Source organism: Photorhabdus sp. RW14-46, assembly GCF_963887965.1.
GTDB classification, from domain to species: domain Bacteria; phylum Pseudomonadota; class Gammaproteobacteria; order Enterobacterales; family Enterobacteriaceae; genus Photorhabdus; species Photorhabdus laumondii.
Genome location: NZ_CAWPHH010000024.1, coordinates 42370 through 58256, shown reverse-complemented (window position 1 = coordinate 58256; position 15887 = coordinate 42370). Strand labels below are relative to the sequence as shown.

The following is a 15887-nucleotide window of genomic DNA, read 5'->3' as shown; positions in this document are numbered from 1 at the left end:
GTCAATTACTTTTGATTGACGATTTCAAGCTCTTTTAGAAGTTGTTCGCGGACTTTCTCATCACCCAATAACTCTTGTAAGCGGGTGCGGAATGCCGGAATATTTCCTAATGGCCCTTTTAGTGCGACAAGTGCCTCACGCAGCTCTAAAAGTTTATTTAATTCAGGCACTTTCTTCGCTACGTTATCGGGTGAGAAATCATTGAGTGATTTTATTTCCAGGTTAATTGGCAGGTCATCTCCGTTATTATCGTTGAGGCGATTGGGGACACTAAAGGTGAGATTGATATTGGCTTCATTCATCACGGCATTAAAGTTATTCTTGTGCACAGAAACAGCTTGCCGTTCTTCAATTGGCGTATCTTCTTTTGTTCCTTTGAGGTCACCAACGATAAGTAGGTTAAGGGGTAATTCAATCTCGGCTACTTGATCACCGGTATTCGGAACGTATTTGATATTAATCCTTTCTTTTGGCGCTACGCTACCTGAACTATTTTTACTCATATTAAAATCCTTTGGGTAATACAATTAGGCAATTAGGAATTATCTGATAACAATATTGATGAGAGAGTTGCCCTTGATACCTACCTATATGTGATGGAGAACATAAAATTCCCCTAGATTAAAAAACGGGAGATTCACTGCATTAAATTGGGTAGTAAGCTGGCTTTTATGAGCATATAGATAAATACGACATTCAGAATGTTCTGATTCATCGAACAATAGCATCAATATAGAGCGATCTGCAAAGCGGAGTGTCGCATTTTGTTTTTTTATTGTAAAGCTAAAATATATGTAGATATACCCCTCTATTTAGCCTTTTGATGATTTTATTTGATTTGGCAATCAGTTACGACTTGATGCTTTCTTAATCCACTTCTTGATTAAAGTACTCTATAAAAGGTATTTTAATGATTTTTTGTTTCATTTTGTAACAAAGTATTTCTAGATGTATTTTTGTTTACATATTAGAGTTAGTTTCATATTGAAAATATTATTTCCGTTATTAACCAAGTAGAGATGTTTAATTTTTTGATCCAGTTATCAATTTTTAATTGATCAAAATATAATTTAGGTTGGAATTATAGAAGTTTTTATATTTCATATGGATATGTCATCCTATCTCTAGATTAAATGAGTGTTAACAGTTAATTGTTCTGTAAATTAAGTCAATTTCAAAGTTTTTTTTAAAAATGGCATTAATTATAATGTTTTTATTTGTTGGTGATGGATTAACAATTTTGCAATTTAGATTTTATTTTGAAACGAGCGGGTTGGTATTTATTATTCATTTTAGCGTTCAATGTATTCGCAAGTGATTTCTTCCAAGATGAAATAATCACTATTGAAATTAATATGAGCGTTACCTTAATGTTGACACAATCTCTATAAAGGATATTTGCAATGCCAACTCCATGTTATATTTCTATCACCGGAAAAACACAGGGTAATATTACTGCGGGTTCATTCACTGCTGAATCAGTGGGTAATATTTACGTTCAGGGCCACGAAGATGAAATGCTAGTTCAAGCATTTGATCATGTCGTCACCGTACCCACTGATCCTCAATCAGGTCAGCCTTCAGGTCAGCGTGCTCATAAACCATTCCGTTTTACAGTTGCATTAAATAAATCTGTTCCATTGCTTTATAACGCATTGGCTTCGGGTGAAATGCTGACGAGTGTAGTATTGAAATGGTATCGCACTTCTGTTGAAGGGAAACAAGAGCATTTCTTCACGACGCAGTTGGAAGATGCCACTATTATCGACATTGATTGCCAAATGCCTCATTGTCAGGACCCAACAAAATCTGAATTTACTCAGCTGGTTCGTGTTTCTCTGTCTTATCGTAAGATTAATTGGGAGCATACAACCGCAGGTACTTCCGGCGCAGATGATTGGCGTGCACCTATTGTTGCCTGATAGGTAATATAATCATTCAGCCAATGAAATATCTCTTCATTGGCTGAAAAGCTTAATTTTTCTTTATTTTAAGTTGAAGATTTTTAATAACTGTCTTCAACTTCTTTCAGCTTTTTTGATTTTTTTTCTTTCTCTCCCTTTCATTTTTTACACGTACTATTTAACGATATTACTTAATGTTCTCGATAACATTAAGTCATTTTTTCTGGCTTTTCTTTTAATTATTTTTCCATATAGCGAGTGTTAACATTTTTCAATCTCTGTTCCTGATTGGTGATTTTGTGAACATCAACATAAGATCTTGTATATTTAATTGTTCGTTTAATGTCTTGTTTTTTTAATTGCACAATTCTTGTTGTTTGTCATTACGTAAGTATTACTTATGATTTTTAGTGGAAATGTAAATAGTATTACTTATTAAATATCATATTGGTCTGGGTAGAGTTTTTCACTTATCCTAAATTTTTATTAATATGACTAAAGGGATCTCCAGGAGAAAGATGAGGAGTCTGACATTTTTGTCGCTAATAGGGCTATAATAGGGCCTTACCATCTGTCCCATCTACTGGGATGGGTTTTTAGTTGTCAGGTACTCCATCTGGCAATCAACCTATTCTCTGCTCTGGGGTCTGAAATTAATGCTAAGTTATCGTCACAGTTTTCATGCTGGCAATCACGCCGATGTGCTCAAGCATACTGTACAAAGCTTGATCATTGAATCTCTTAAAGAAAAAGAGAAACCTTTTCTCTATCTGGATACGCATGCCGGTGCGGGCCGCTATCAACTCAGTAGTGAACATGCTGAACGTACCAGTGAATATTTGGAAGGGATTGGCCGCGTTTGGCAGCGTGAAGATTTACCGCAGGAGTTGAACGCTTATATGAGTGCAGTAGCTGCACTGAATCAGAGTGGCAACTTACGTTACTATCCAGGATCGCCTTTAATCGCCCGCCATTTGTTACGGCAGGATGATAAGTTCAATCTGACAGAACTGCATCCGAGTGACTTTCCTTTATTACGTAATGAATTCTCCCGCGATAACCGCGCCAGAGTTTTGCGTGAAGATGGTTATCAGCAATTAAAATCACAATTGCCACCATTGAGTCGCCGTGGGTTCATTCTGATTGATCCTCCTTATGAACTGAAATCGGATTATCAGGCAGTTGTACAGGCAATTCAGGAAGGTTATAAGCGTTTTGCAACCGGTGTTTATGCGTTGTGGTATCCGGTGGTATTACGCCAGCAGATTAAACGACTGGTTAAAGAGCTGGAAGCAACGGGCATTCGCCGTATTCTACAAATTGAGTTGGCTGTCCGGCCTGATAGCGATCAACGAGGCATGACCGCCTCTGGCATGATAGTGATTAACCCACCTTGGAAACTGGAACAGCAGATGAAATCAGTGTTGCCGTGGTTACATCAGGTTCTGGTGCCAGAAGGAATTGGTCACACCTTGGTTAAATGGGTGGTGCCAGAATAGCTTTTAACAATGGCAGCGAGAGCCAAAACCATCGCGACTGCTTAATATTTTTTGCCATAATAGGCTTTGGGTATTAACCCCCTTGAATTGATTAGATGGAAACAATCCGGATGAGCAAACATTACGACTATATAGCGATTGGTGGTGGCAGTGGTGGCATAGCATCAATTAACCGTGCCGCTATGTATGGGCAGAAATGTGCCCTAATTGAAGCTAAGGCATTGGGTGGAACGTGTGTCAATGTGGGCTGTGTTCCGAAGAAAGTGATGTGGCATGCGGCGCAAATTGCTGAATCTATCCACCAATATGGGCCAGATTATGGCTTTGATGCGACAATCAACCGCTTTAACTGGAAGACACTCATTGCCAGTCGCACGGCTTATATCGATCGTATCCACCAGTCTTATGGGCGTGGCTTGGGTAACAATAAAGTTGATGTGATCCAGGGGTTTGCCCGTTTTGTTGATGCACATACTGTTGAAGTGAATGGTGAAAAAATCACCGCAGGTCATATTTTGATTGCGACAGGTGGTCGTCCTGTGCGGCCTGATATACCAGGGGCAGAATATGGTATTGATTCTGATGGTTTTTTTGCATTGGAAGAGATGCCAAAGCGGGTTGCGGTTGTTGGCGCAGGCTATATTGCCGTAGAAATTGCCGGTGTATTGCATGCTCTTGGTAGTGAAACCCATCTATTTGTGCGTCAACATGCACCGTTGCGTTCTTTTGATCCGATGATTGTTGAAACACTCTTGGAAGTTATCAATACCGAAGGACCTACTTTGCATACAGAATCGGTGCCAAAATCAGTAAGTAAAAATGCGGATGGTAGCCTGACCTTGCAACTGCAAAATGGTAAAGAACAAACCGTTGATACCCTTATCTGGGCTATTGGCCGCGAACCAGTAACGGATAATCTGAACCTGTCTGTAGCCGGTGTTGAGTTGAATGAAAAAGGCTACATCAGAGTTGATGAATATCAGAACACAAATGTGAAAGGGATTTATGCAGTAGGTGATAACACCGGTGCAGTGGAGTTAACTCCCGTTGCGGTTGCCGCAGGTCGTCGTCTGTCTGAGCGCTTGTTTAACAATAAACCAGAGGAACATTTGGATTACACCAATATTCCAACTGTCGTATTCAGCCATCCGCCTATTGGTACTGTGGGGCTGACTGAACCTCAGGCGAAAGCGCAATTTGGTGAAGAACAGGTGAAAACTTATCAATCTTCTTTTACTGCAATGTATACCGCTGTCACTCAACATCGCCAGCCGTGCCGGATGAAATTGGTATGTGTCGGGCCGGAAGAGAAGATTGTTGGCATTCATGGTATCGGCTTCGGAATGGATGAAATGCTGCAAGGTTTCGCTGTTGCATTGAAGATGGGAGCAACGAAGAAAGACTTTGATAACACGGTTGCAATTCATCCCACTGCGGCGGAAGAGTTTGTTACTATGAGGGGGTAGTGTAGAAAACCTACCTACATACGTTTCTCCCACTGGAAAAACCTAGTAAGGCCAGAGTAATTTCTGGCCTTTTATGTCAATGTAGTGATGTTGAGATTTGACAATAATATCGTTCACGGGGACTGGGAAATTCATTTGAAACTTGTCTGACCGCGTGTTGTAAGAAGAATAAGGTAACCCCAGTTTTTGATTATGCTACAATTCACATCCAATCTAATAAGCATTGTGATTGAGTATGTCCATTTGGCAAAGCATAAGGAAGTTTATGGGGCTAGCTGAAGCTTTGATTAGTATTCCACAGTCTGAAAGAGGTGGTGAGATTGCTCAACGAGGGTTTGACTATCAGACCTGTTGGGCTTTGTCTCAAATGTTGGAATATGAACTGGATGGAAAAAACTATGTATTTATCTTCGAGTATCATGATGATGTTCTAATATTAGATGATGAATACTCTCCAACAGACCTCACTTTTGCTCAGGTAAAAACCAGTGAATCACATTGGACTGCTTATGATTTACACAAAAGCACAGCTGGTCAATTATTCCCTCATCAATAGTTGTTTTTGGTCTTCTGCCTGTGTTCTGGGCGCAGGCGGAAGTGACTTAACGTTCCATATTCAGCCATTCGACAATAAAATCAGCTACCTGTTCAGGTTGATTGATATTCAATTGTGGCAAAATAGTCTCCAATTGTTCATCACTGGCAACAGCAATCACATGTTGATCAAGAAGATCGTTTAATCGGTGGTTAAGAGTGTTGCGGTATAGAGCGATCTTGTTGATTGGCTCATCTTTAAAACCTTCCACTAGAATTAGATCCAGTGAATCTGGATCAAAACGGCTGACAAGATAGTTCAAATCTATTTTCATCAAATCTGGCGTTTCTGTCATTAACGCCCAGCGTTGCTGGTTGGCAACCAGAGTTTGCTCTGCACCGGCTTTGCGCAGCTCATAGCTGTCTTTGCCCGGTTTATCCACATCCATATCGTGATGGGTGTGTTTTATCAGACCAACCCGGACTTGCCGTTGACGTAATAGTGGGATCACTTGTTTGAGAAGTGTAGTTTTTCCTGTTCCGCTATAGGCTGTAATACCTAGTAGCGGAAGCGGTTTGGCTCTCATTTTTTGATCTCCTGTATATGTTCCCAATGTTGGCAATCTTGCGGTGTATTCAGATTAGTAAAGACGATGGGATTATCATCAAATTGAACGGCTATCGCTCTGATCTTATGCATGAACAGTATCAATTTACGATCACCGTTAGCCAGATAATTTTCTAATTGAGAAGTCAGACTGCGGTGTAGTAAAGCGATGGTAGGGTGAGCCCGGCTGCCATCATTTACATAGGCTGCCAATGCTTGCTGTTTTCCCTGCCATAAGCGAATGACCAAATCGGTAGGGAGATCTGGTACATCACAAGGAACAAATATAACCCAATCGTAACTAGCTGATTTTAGGGCTGTCAGCATGCCTGAAAGGGGGCCAGAGAAGTCTGGTGTTAAATCTGGAACAATGTGATAACCACTTTGTCGGTAAATATCCAGATTGCGGTTCGCGTTGATAATTAATTCATCCACTTGTGGAAATAGCTTATCTGCAATATGTTGGTACAGTGGTTTTTTATTTAAAAAAATTAACCCTTTATCATTGCCGCCCATACGGGTGGCGCGACCTCCAGCAAGGATCGCGCCGCTTATTTTTGGTTGCATAATGTTCAAGTTATCAACTGAGGTAGTTATTACTGTTAATATAACTTTTTTCAGCTTGATTATGTGGGCTTAAGTAAGCGTTTTTAAATAAGATCACCGGATAACTTGCTGATAAAAGGGTCATCTTTACGCTTATTGACAGAGCAGTCCTTTCTCTGGGCGGTCATCCCTGTTAATTTGTATAGCCGTTATTACAGATTAATCAAGAGAATAGAATGTGCTAACAAACCAGTCTGCTTTTAATTTCCGGGAGTTAACGCCGGATTTGATTATGGATGCATTGGTGCAGACCGGGCTGTATATCGATTCCGGGCTGACAGAGCTAAACAGTTATGAGAACCGTGTTTATCAGTTTACGGATGAAGATCGTAAACGTTATGTTGTGAAATTTTATCGGCCACTACGTTGGGACCAGCAGCAGATTCAGGAAGAGCACGATTTTGCTTTGGCGTTACAACAGGCTGATTTACCTGTTGCGGCACCTTTGGTATTTAATAAGCAAACTTTACTGACTTTTAAAGATTTCTTTTTTGCCGTTTTTCCAAGCATTGGGGGGCGTCAGTATGAATCCGATAATCTCTTTCAGTTAGAGGATGTAGGGCGTTTGCTAGGGAGAATTCATCAGATTGGCCGTCGGCAAAAATTCACTTCTCGTCCAACTATCGGGTTAAATGAGTATCTGCATCAACCACGACAGTATTTGGCTGTATGTGAGTTGGTCCCTGCGGGACAGAAAAGGCAATTTTTGGCAGTATTGGATGATTTGATAAATGCTGTAGCATCAAATTGGCGCGATGATTGGCAAATATTGAGGCTTCATGGTGACTGTCATCCGGGTAATATCTTGTGGCGTGACGAAGCTTGGTTTGTTGACCTTGATGATGCGCGTAACGGCCCAGCAATTCAGGATTTATGGATGTTGCTTCATGGCTCTCGTCAGGAACAGCTATTGCAGTTAGATACACTGCTGGAAGCCTATAGTGAATTTGCAGATTTTGATCCGAAGGAATTGTCATTGATAGAACCATTGCGTGCTATGCGGATGATCTATTATTTGGCATGGGTTGCTCGACGTTGGCAGGATCCTGCTTTTCCCAAAGCATTTCCTTGGATGGCAGATACCGATTTTTGGTTAAAACAGACGTCACTTTTTTCTGAACAGATTAAGCTGTTGCAGGAATCACCTTTGCAGCTTAACCCGATGTATTAATGTTTATCATGGAGATAGTTATGAAGAAGTTGTGGTTAGCTTTAGTCGGAATGGTTATGGCATTTAGCGTATCTGCCGCCAATTTTACTGAAGGAAAACAGTATGTTGAATTGAAATCGCCGGTAGCGGATCAACCACCGGTGCTAGAATTCTTCTCTTTCTATTGTCCCCATTGTTATCAGTTTGAAGAGATTTTTAAAGTGCCTCAGACGGTGAAACAGCATTTACCGGAAGGGACAAAACTTGTCCGTTATCATGTGGATTTTTTAGGGCCACTGGGTAAAGAATTGACTACTGCTTGGGCTGCGGCAATGGCAATGGGTGTTGAAGACAAAGTGACTCCGGTGCTGTTTGAGGGGATTCAGAAAACACTGGCTATTAAGACTCCGAATGATATTCGCAATGCTTTTATCAAAGCCGGGGTGACTGCTGAGGATTATGATGCTGCTATGAGCAGTTTTGTGGTGAAATCCTTAGTTGTTAAGCAGCAAAAAGCCGCTCAGGATTTGCAATTGCGAGGTGTACCGGCAATGTTTGTTAACGGCAAGTATATGGTGAAAAATGACGGCATTGATGCCACTTCTGCTGATAACTATGCGAAACCCTATTCAGATGTTGTTAACTTCTTGTTAAGTCAGAAGTAATACTTTGGCATTCTCCCCCACCTTTGCACTTCGTGACTCAGGAGGGGGATTCCTCTTAGTAGGCGACAGTCTGATTGCTCAGGTACCGGATTTCTGCTTTTGCCAGTTTTCGTCACAAAATACAGGCGGAAAATATTCAGTGAAGTGATTTGGAGTCACTCATTGAGTAACATTCGGCTAATGATAGCTTTGAATGTATTCCCCTCCCTATTATCAATCAATTCAATATCTGGATATGCTTTGATTGCACGTTTAATACCACTTCCCAAGCCTCTGTATGGCAATACCTTAGAAGCAAATGAAGCCAAGATTGGGTTACGAATATTAGAGTTCCCCATCTTGATGTTCTCAATGGTTAAATTATTGGGTAAGTGGCCGGGGCTAATAATTTCAATTCGATCTGCAAAAACCAGCACTTTAACGGGGGCTGACACAAAGTAATCGCGATGAATAAGCGCATTGGAAATCAGTTCTTCTAAAACAATCCTCGGGATTTCAGGCTCGCCAAGTGAGTTAAAGCTTTGCTTATTTTGAATATGTCGTATATTTGCCAATACAAACCCCAGCACCTTTTGGAACACATCCGACAGCTTGCCATTGATATCTTGACTATCAATATAGTGCTCATCTTCAATATCCACACCGGGGAAGGTAACAGCCTTTACGATAAAAACAGGAAGACGAATCTGAGGCCGCGATGCAAACAACAAAGTACCACAAATATTCAACTGACCATTTTTAGCCAAATTCATATTTTCTAAAAGCTGAGAGCGAGATATACCTTGCTCCTCAACCCTCTCTCCGTATTCCCCCTCAAAAAACGAATCAAAGAACTCCTGATCGATGTCGGCTACTGACGTACCACTTACCGGCGTCTCATCTGCATGAATCAGTGCCGCCTCCTGAAACATTCGTTGCAATTCTTCGCGAGCGGTCACCCTTCGCTTATCAGAACCATTTTTCACCCAAACATAGCCCTGAGTATCCATATAAGGTTTACTGATGCCTTGCTCTATATGTACAGCAATGACCAGGCCATCGGGGAGTTGAATGTTTTCAGTAACAGGATTTATTGGGGGGCGAACATTATTTGTAGCAGCATTCGCTATGACTTGATTAATTCGACCGATATCTTCTCTCGTCAATCCAGATCGAGACCCATCGCCATTGTTAACACCAATGAGAATTAAGCCTCCAGTACCATTGGAAAACGCTACCATTTCGGCACCCAACGAAGATGCATTGTTGACGTCTGCTTTAAATTGATGACGGCTATCTTCATCACGTGCAATTATTGCTAAGAGCTCTTGGGTTTCCATGCTTCATATACCTGTTTACGTTTCTCGAAGGCTTCTGCACCACCTTCCATAATACCGACTATACGCTGCTGAACATCCGCGCAGTCAATGCTGCCACTGACAATATTAATATGATCATCCTGATATTCACAGGCGATGACTTGCTCAGCATCGCCTAACACTGGAATGTTGGCGTTATGAGTGGCAAAGACGAACTGTGTTTTTGGCTTTAACTCACGAATGAGCTTGATAACATCGCCATAGATCGTCTGGTTATCCAAGTCGTCTTCTGGCTGATCGATGATCACAACATCGTTTTCTTGTTGGCTTAGAACAAACAGTATTAATGCAGATGCGCGCTGTCCTAATGAATGATGAGCCAGAGCCTTACCATGGTATTCAATGGTGAAAACATTCGGTACCTGCCAAGTCAGCAAAGTGTCTAGATTATCTTCAAAATGCTGCCAGAAGGTATCGAATGAACCACCAACCAGCAATTTCAACTTATCCTTTTCTCGCCATGCCGCACCAAAATCGCTGAACTCATCCACCACTGTTTGCAATGTAGCTTCTCGAATACGGCTGCCGCGGTACAAATCCTGAATATGCTTGAGCATGGCCGCTTTGTTATCTTTAAATTTCGGCACAATTTTTAACGGCGAATTCACTCGATTGATTTTATTTAGCACTTGCTCAATAGCGCAGTATTCTTCAAACCAAAGACTATTCAGTTGAACCAATTCCCGTTCAACTCCTTGATTCAAATCCGTATATTGCTGCTCACTCTTGGCCAATACAGCCAGCATTTGCTCAGCATGATCGAGCTGACTTTTAAGCTGCTTAAACTCTTGCAGACTGATTGCTTGTGCACCCGCTTGTTGAAACTCACTGGCTAACTTGCGCTCGATTTCCGCAAATTCTTCTTTCAGAGCTTGTTTTTGTTGTTGAAAGCCCGCCAACTTTTGCTGCAATTGCTGAACTGTCGCTTGGTCACTTCCAGCCACTTGCTTAATTCCATCAAAGCCAGTGAGCAACTGTTGATAGACCGCAAAAAAGCCATCGAAAAAAGGCTGATTTTGTGCTGACTTATACAGAATCTGGTTTTTCAGTTCATCTTCAAAGCTGGCAATAAAGCTATTTAGCTCGGTCAGATAATGCTGCGCCCCTTGGATCATCTGCTGCGCTTTGCGCTCATCCCGATCAAAATCAATCTGCTTTTGCAGTTTGGCTTCTACGCCGTGTTGCTGGTAAAACCTTAACTTAAACTCAACATCCTGCTTTTTTTGCAGCCACTCTTGTTTCTGCAAGGCATCACGGGTTAAACGTTTAATCTGATCAATAGCATCCACTACGCGCTGACGGCCTTGCTCTATCTTTTGGCGAACAGAAATTAAAGCTTCCCCAACCAGCTTTTCAATGAGGTCTTTTTCAAACCCAGCGCCAGTACTCGACAAGTCTTTTTGACCAAAGTAAATGGGTTGATGTAGGACGGTTTCTCGAATCGACACACCCGGCTGTAATTGCCCGTTAACATATACATCAGGGCGTTCACCTAATATACGACGTATTTGGTAAGGCTGGCCTCGCCGGTCAATCGCGTCGATAGTGATCTTCCCGCCACTACATAGCAGGTGCTTTACTAAACCTTCTTTGTATTCAACGTCAGAGGACTTATCGCCAAACGGGATATTCAGGGCATAGCGAATACCTTCCAATACGGAAGATTTGCCACTGCCACGAATACCAATCAGAGTATTCAGTTCCCGTGATAGACAGATTTCAGTGCCACCCAAGGTGCCCACACCTTCAAAACTGATTTTACGAATAAACGAATGGTGATAGTCAGGTAGCTTAGCTTGTACGCGAGATGTCTTATCCCGCAAGGCAAATTTTACAGCCTCAAAGCTGAACGCGCCGAGTTTGAGATAGCTGGCTTCCTTTCTGGCCGACATATCGGCAAGGTTCTTAGCATCGCAACCTTCCACTTCAGCAGGATATAAGTCACCCAGTGCTTGCTGGATCTTAGAGCGCTCATCTCGGGTGCGAACCTTTTGGAATGCCAAAGCTCTGCATTGAACAAAAGCATTGTCGAAAAGTTCTTTTATCCGACCCGGCAATAAACCACCCCATAAACCGTTGGGTGCTTCCACATGAGCAAAAACTAAAAAGTAGTCTTTGTGATAACCATCCAAAATTTTAATGGTTTTGAGAATATCGTGATTCGAACGCGCATTTTCCTGCTCAAAATTAGCTTTCCCGGTAAAGGTCACATTGAGAAAGTCCTGGATATAATTTTTTTGCTCCTTGTTGCTTATCCACTCATCGGAAAACACCACTAGGGTATGCACACCCGCGTTCCCATCTTTTACCGAGAGCTCAATACCGGGCAGCAGACCAATGCCAGATTTTTGAGCCCTTTTGCGCAGACTCTTAAATTCAGACATGTCGAACTTGTTATGGTTGGTAATCACACCAAGGCCAATATCGGCATCTTTTAGCGAATGTACGTATTGATTTACGTAGTCGTTATCTGCACCCGTGTATTTGAACTCTTTATCCGCACGGGTATGGAGATGAAAATCCGTCTTGAGCCACCGGCTGCCATATTCAAAAGTGTCGTCACTCATTAATACCCTCCTCCAAAAATATTTTGTTCAAAGAAGATTCGTGTCAAGACCAGCAGCTTTAAGATGAGAGGTCAAATTACGCATTTTACTAAATTCCGCGACTTCGTGCCGAAGCCCGGGCGAAAACCTACACCTTCACAAAACTCCCTCTCTGTAATGTGTTTTAATTCGTCGGCATGCTTGAGCATTTGCAAATGTAACTCAACCGTAAACTGGTTTCTTGGCGCTTTGTCAAGAGCAAGCGTTATGCGTCTGTAAATCTCGTTTTCACTCATATTTAACACTACTCACGTGCTTATATAAAGGGCATAAAAATGAGCATAGAAACTGAAACCATAAGACACCGTTTTTCCAACCTCAGGTTGAGTCAGCAGAAACGGGGGGAAACGAGAGTGAGAACCTTTGGCACAATGCATGTCAGGAAGACTTTTTTGTAAGACAAACTCTGGTTATATCCACAACTCTGTGATCTATAAGGCAATATGACAGTTTGATGACTAAGATTATAAGTCATTGATTTTTTACCTAGGGTTGATAAGTTTTTTTTATCAACGATATATAGCTAAATAGAACTTGTAATATCTATGCACAAAGTTATCCACAGAATTTATAGCAGGGTGTGAGTATCTGAATCAGGTTTCAGTAAAGAAAATTCACATAAAATTCGTTTCCTACTTCTTGCTGTGGCATCCTATTTCCTTATCACACCCGTAACAGATACAGATAGTGAAGAAGATTTATGGCTCAGATAGCAGACAATCCCCTGATTTTGGTTGATGGCTCCTCATACCTTTATCGTGCTTATCATGCTTTCCCTCCGCTGACGAATAGCGCAGGGGAACCGACCGGAGCCATGTATGGTGTATTGAATATGCTCCGCAGCTTGATAATGCAGTACAAACCAAGCCATGTAGCGGTGGTATTTGATGCTAAAGGCAAAACTTTTCGTGATGAATTGTTCGCTGAGTATAAATCTCATCGTCCTCCTATGCCGGATGATCTGCGTACTCAGATAGAACCGCTACATCAGATGGTTGAAGCTATGGGATTACCATTGCTGGTGGTGCCCGGAGTAGAAGCTGATGATGTTATCGGGACTTTGGCGTTACAGGCAGAAAAAGAGGGGCGTGCGGTACTTATCAGCACTGGCGATAAAGATATGGCGCAACTGGTCACGCCGAATATCACGCTTATCAATACCATGAATAACACCATTTTGGGGCCGGAAGACGTCGTTGAAAAGTATGGTGTGCCGCCGGAGCTGATTATCGATTTTCTGGCATTAATGGGAGACTCTTCTGACAATATTCCTGGCGTACCTGGGGTGGGAGAAAAAACCGCACTGGGATTACTGCAAGGGATTGGTGGCATGGATGATATCTTTGCCAATCTGGATAAAATTGCCGGGCTCAGTTTCCGTGGGGCGAAAACGCTGGCGGATAAGATGGTGCAGCATAAAGATGTCGCTTATCTCTCCTATCAACTGGCAACTATTAAAACCGATGTTGAGTTGGATAAAACCTGCGTTGCTTTGTCAGTCAAAGAGCCTGATACGGAGAAACTGCACCAGTTGTTTTCTCGTTATGAGTTCAAACGTTGGTTAAGTGATGTGGCAAACGGCGATTGGTTGGCAGAGAAAGGCAAAAAACCGGTATCCACTGGTAATGATGAATCATCTCCGACGGAGGATAAATCTGCGGCGGCCACACTCTCTTCTGATAATTATCAGACTATTCTTGATCAGCAAAGCTTTGATGAGTGGATTGAGAAACTGAAAAAAGCGTCTGTTTTTGCTTTTGATACCGAAACTGACAGCCTTGATACTTTGACTGCTAATCTGGTGGGGGTGTCATTCGCAATTTCTGCCGGCGATGCGGCTTATCTACCTCTAGGGCATGACTATCTGGGCGCGCCTGAACAACTTGACAGAGAAGTTGTGTTGGCTGCATTAAAACCGCTACTTGAAGATAGTAACCTGCTGAAAATTGGTCAGAATATTAAGTTTGATCGTGGCGTGTTGGCGCGTTACGGCATTGAACTGCAAGGCATTGCTTACGATACCATGCTGGAATCTTACGTACTTAATAGCGTTGCAGGCATGGGTCGGCATGATATGGATAGCTTGGCTGAACGCCATTTGAATCATAAGACCACGACTTTTGAAGAGATTGCTGGTAAAGGTAAAAATCAGCTCACTTTTAATCAGGTCGCGGTGGAACAGGCCGCAATGTACGCCGCAGAAGATGCAGATGTTACTTTATTGCTGCATCAGGCTATGTGGCCGCAATTGGAGAAAGCGCCGACGCTAGAAAAGGTATTCCTGAATACAGAAATGCCACTGGTTATGGTGCTTTCCCGCATGGAACGTACAGGTGTACTTATTGATGCCAATATTTTGGCTGAGCATTCAAAAGAGATCACTACCCGTCTGGATGAGTTGGAAAAAGAAGCGCACGAATTAGCAGGTGAAGTTTTCAATCTGGCTTCGCCAAAACAGTTACAGACGATATTGTTTGAAAAATTGAAATTGCCGGTGGTAAAGAAAACGCCAAATGGTGCGCCATCCACGAATGAAGAGGTACTGGAAGAGTTGGCAGATACCCATGCATTGCCGAAAGTGATCTTAGAGCATCGTGGGTTGGCAAAATTGAAATCCACTTACACCGATAAATTACCGCAGATGGTCCATCCGCTGACCAAACGGGTGCATACTTCCTATCACCAAGCGGTAACGGCAACTGGGCGTCTCTCTTCACGTGATCCTAATTTACAAAATATTCCTGTCCGTAATGAAGAGGGCCGCCGCATTCGTCAGGCGTTTGTGGCACCTGAAAGTTACCGGATTATGGCTGCTGACTATTCTCAGGTTGAGTTGCGGATTATGGCCCATTTATCTCAAGATCAAGGGTTGTTAAAGGCTTTTGCTGAGGGACAAGACATTCACCGGGCAACGGCGGCGGAAGTCTTTGGTTTGCCACTGGAACAGGTAACCAGTGAGCAGCGCCGTAGTGCCAAAGCGATTAACTTTGGTTTGATCTATGGAATGAGTGCATTTGGCCTTTCCCGTCAGTTAGGTATTCCTCGCGGCGAAGCTCAGCGCTATATGGATCTCTATTTTGAGCGCTACCCGGGGGTATTGGCGTATATGGAGCGTACTCGTAAACAAGCGGAAGAGCAGGGTTACGTTGAAACGCTGGATGGTCGTCGTCTTTATCTGTCAGATATCAAATCTCGCAATGCCATGCGCCGTAAGGCAGCAGAGCGTGAAGCTATTAACGCACCAATGCAGGGAACTGCTGCGGATATCATCAAAAAAGCCATGATTGCAGTGGATGATTGGATTGTCAGTGAAGCGCCGAAAGTTCGTATGATTATGCAGGTTCACGATGAGCTGGTATTTGAGGTTCATGAATCAGAACTTGAATATGCAAAACAGAAAATTCGTGAATTGATGGAGAAGAGTATGGTGCTTGATGTTCCGTTGAAAGTGGATGTGGGTATCGGTGACAATTGGGATCAGGCGCACTGATA

At 42.4% G+C, this 15887-nt stretch carries 12 protein-coding genes and 1 pseudogene; 7 read left to right on the top strand and 6 right to left on the bottom strand.

The window, feature by feature from the left end; translation table 11 throughout:
• Positions 1 to 5: 5 nt before the first annotated feature.
• Positions 6 to 503 (bottom strand): type VI secretion system contractile sheath small subunit, encoded by a 498-nt coding sequence (gene tssB / locus AACQ38_RS17280; protein ID WP_011144761.1) that lies wholly within the window; start codon positions 501 to 503, stop codon positions 6 to 8.
• A 900-nt stretch (positions 504 to 1403) separates the two neighbouring features.
• Here tssB and AACQ38_RS17275 point away from each other — a divergent pair.
• The 4 genes from AACQ38_RS17275 to AACQ38_RS17260 all read left to right on the top strand — a co-directional run bounded on the left by AACQ38_RS17275 (position 1404) and on the right by AACQ38_RS17260 (position 5425).
• Positions 1404 to 1922, top strand: a complete 519-nt coding sequence (locus AACQ38_RS17275) for an Hcp family type VI secretion system effector (RefSeq protein WP_112878150.1) — start codon at positions 1404 to 1406, stop codon at positions 1920 to 1922.
• 638 nt (positions 1923 to 2560) lie between these two features.
• The gene (locus tag AACQ38_RS17270) at positions 2561 to 3403 is read left to right on the top strand and encodes a 23S rRNA (adenine(2030)-N(6))-methyltransferase RlmJ (protein WP_165578672.1); all 843 of its coding nucleotides are present in this window, start codon (positions 2561 to 2563) and stop codon (positions 3401 to 3403) included.
• A 110-nt stretch (positions 3404 to 3513) separates the two neighbouring features.
• Positions 3514 to 4869 carry a glutathione-disulfide reductase gene (gene gorA / locus AACQ38_RS17265; protein ID WP_207631904.1) on the top strand — a complete coding sequence of 452 codons (1356 nt, stop codon included), beginning with the start codon at positions 3514 to 3516 and terminating at the stop codon, positions 4867 to 4869.
• 265 nt (positions 4870 to 5134) lie between these two features.
• On the top strand, positions 5135 to 5425 hold the full coding sequence (locus AACQ38_RS17260; RefSeq protein ID WP_242685614.1) for a dsDNA nuclease domain-containing protein: 291 nt from the start codon (positions 5135 to 5137) through the stop codon (positions 5423 to 5425).
• A 46-nt stretch (positions 5426 to 5471) separates the two neighbouring features.
• Here the strand turns inward: AACQ38_RS17260 and mobB are convergent, their stop codons facing one another.
• Together mobB and mobA are read right to left on the bottom strand one after the other, a co-directional pair.
• Complete coding sequence (gene mobB / locus AACQ38_RS17255) at positions 5472 to 5990, bottom strand: molybdopterin-guanine dinucleotide biosynthesis protein MobB (RefSeq protein WP_165578670.1); 519 nt, start codon at positions 5988 to 5990, stop codon at positions 5472 to 5474.
• Positions 5987 to 6577, bottom strand: a complete 591-nt coding sequence (gene mobA / locus AACQ38_RS17250; protein ID WP_041379884.1) for a molybdenum cofactor guanylyltransferase MobA — start codon at positions 6575 to 6577, stop codon at positions 5987 to 5989. Before mobA ends, mobB begins: the two co-directional genes overlap by 4 nt.
• Before the next feature lie 217 nt (positions 6578 to 6794).
• Between mobA and AACQ38_RS17245 the strand changes: the two genes are divergently transcribed.
• Both AACQ38_RS17245 and dsbA read left to right on the top strand, forming a co-directional pair.
• Complete coding sequence (locus AACQ38_RS17245; protein WP_165578669.1) at positions 6795 to 7787, top strand: serine/threonine protein kinase; 993 nt, start codon at positions 6795 to 6797, stop codon at positions 7785 to 7787.
• Between the two features lie 20 nt (positions 7788 to 7807).
• A complete protein-coding gene (dsbA, locus tag AACQ38_RS17240) occupies positions 7808 to 8431 on the top strand; it encodes a thiol:disulfide interchange protein DsbA (protein WP_011144770.1) in 624 nt (207 codons plus the stop codon).
• 155 nt (positions 8432 to 8586) lie between these two features.
• Here dsbA and AACQ38_RS17235 read toward each other — a convergent pair whose 3' ends face one another.
• From AACQ38_RS17235 to AACQ38_RS17225, 3 genes and pseudogenes are all read right to left on the bottom strand, one after another.
• Positions 8587 to 9750 carry an RNA-binding domain-containing protein gene (locus tag AACQ38_RS17235; RefSeq protein WP_165578668.1) on the bottom strand — a complete coding sequence of 388 codons (1164 nt, stop codon included), beginning with the start codon at positions 9748 to 9750 and terminating at the stop codon, positions 8587 to 8589.
• Entirely contained in the window at positions 9729 to 12356 is a 2628-nt protein-coding gene (locus tag AACQ38_RS17230; RefSeq protein WP_165578667.1) for a TrlF family AAA-like ATPase, read from the bottom strand. The genes AACQ38_RS17235 and AACQ38_RS17230 overlap by 22 nt, the downstream gene beginning before the upstream one ends.
• 27 nt (positions 12357 to 12383) lie before the next feature.
• Positions 12384 to 12631, bottom strand: a pseudogene (locus AACQ38_RS17225) (HTH-like domain-containing protein).
• 464 nt (positions 12632 to 13095) lie between these two features.
• Between AACQ38_RS17225 and polA the strand changes: the two are divergent.
• Positions 13096 to 15885 (top strand): DNA polymerase I, encoded by a 2790-nt coding sequence (gene polA, locus AACQ38_RS17220; RefSeq protein WP_165578666.1) that lies wholly within the window; start codon positions 13096 to 13098, stop codon positions 15883 to 15885.
• Positions 15886 to 15887 lie beyond the last annotated feature (2 nt).

Excerpts from the sequence above, each read along its gene's own strand:
- tssB (WP_011144761.1), bottom strand. The coding sequence starts at position 503 with ATGAGTAAAAATAGTTCAGGTAGCGTAGCGCCAAAAGAAAGGATTAAT.
- AACQ38_RS17275 (WP_112878150.1), top strand. The coding sequence starts at position 1,404 with ATGCCAACTCCATGTTATATTTCTATCACCGGAAAAACACAGGGTAAT.
- AACQ38_RS17270 (WP_165578672.1), top strand. The coding sequence starts at position 2,561 with ATGCTAAGTTATCGTCACAGTTTTCATGCTGGCAATCACGCCGATGTG.
- gorA (WP_207631904.1), top strand. The coding sequence starts at position 3,514 with ATGAGCAAACATTACGACTATATAGCGATTGGTGGTGGCAGTGGTGGC.
- AACQ38_RS17260 (WP_242685614.1), top strand. The coding sequence starts at position 5,135 with ATGGGGCTAGCTGAAGCTTTGATTAGTATTCCACAGTCTGAAAGAGGT.
- mobB (WP_165578670.1), bottom strand. The coding sequence starts at position 5,990 with ATGAGAGCCAAACCGCTTCCGCTACTAGGTATTACAGCCTATAGCGGA.
- mobA (WP_041379884.1), bottom strand. The coding sequence starts at position 6,577 with ATGCAACCAAAAATAAGCGGCGCGATCCTTGCTGGAGGTCGCGCCACC.
- dsbA (WP_011144770.1), top strand. The coding sequence starts at position 7,808 with ATGAAGAAGTTGTGGTTAGCTTTAGTCGGAATGGTTATGGCATTTAGC.
- AACQ38_RS17235 (WP_165578668.1), bottom strand. The coding sequence starts at position 9,750 with ATGGAAACCCAAGAGCTCTTAGCAATAATTGCACGTGATGAAGATAGC.
- AACQ38_RS17230 (WP_165578667.1), bottom strand. The coding sequence starts at position 12,356 with ATGAGTGACGACACTTTTGAATATGGCAGCCGGTGGCTCAAGACGGAT.
- polA (WP_165578666.1), top strand. The coding sequence starts at position 13,096 with ATGGCTCAGATAGCAGACAATCCCCTGATTTTGGTTGATGGCTCCTCA.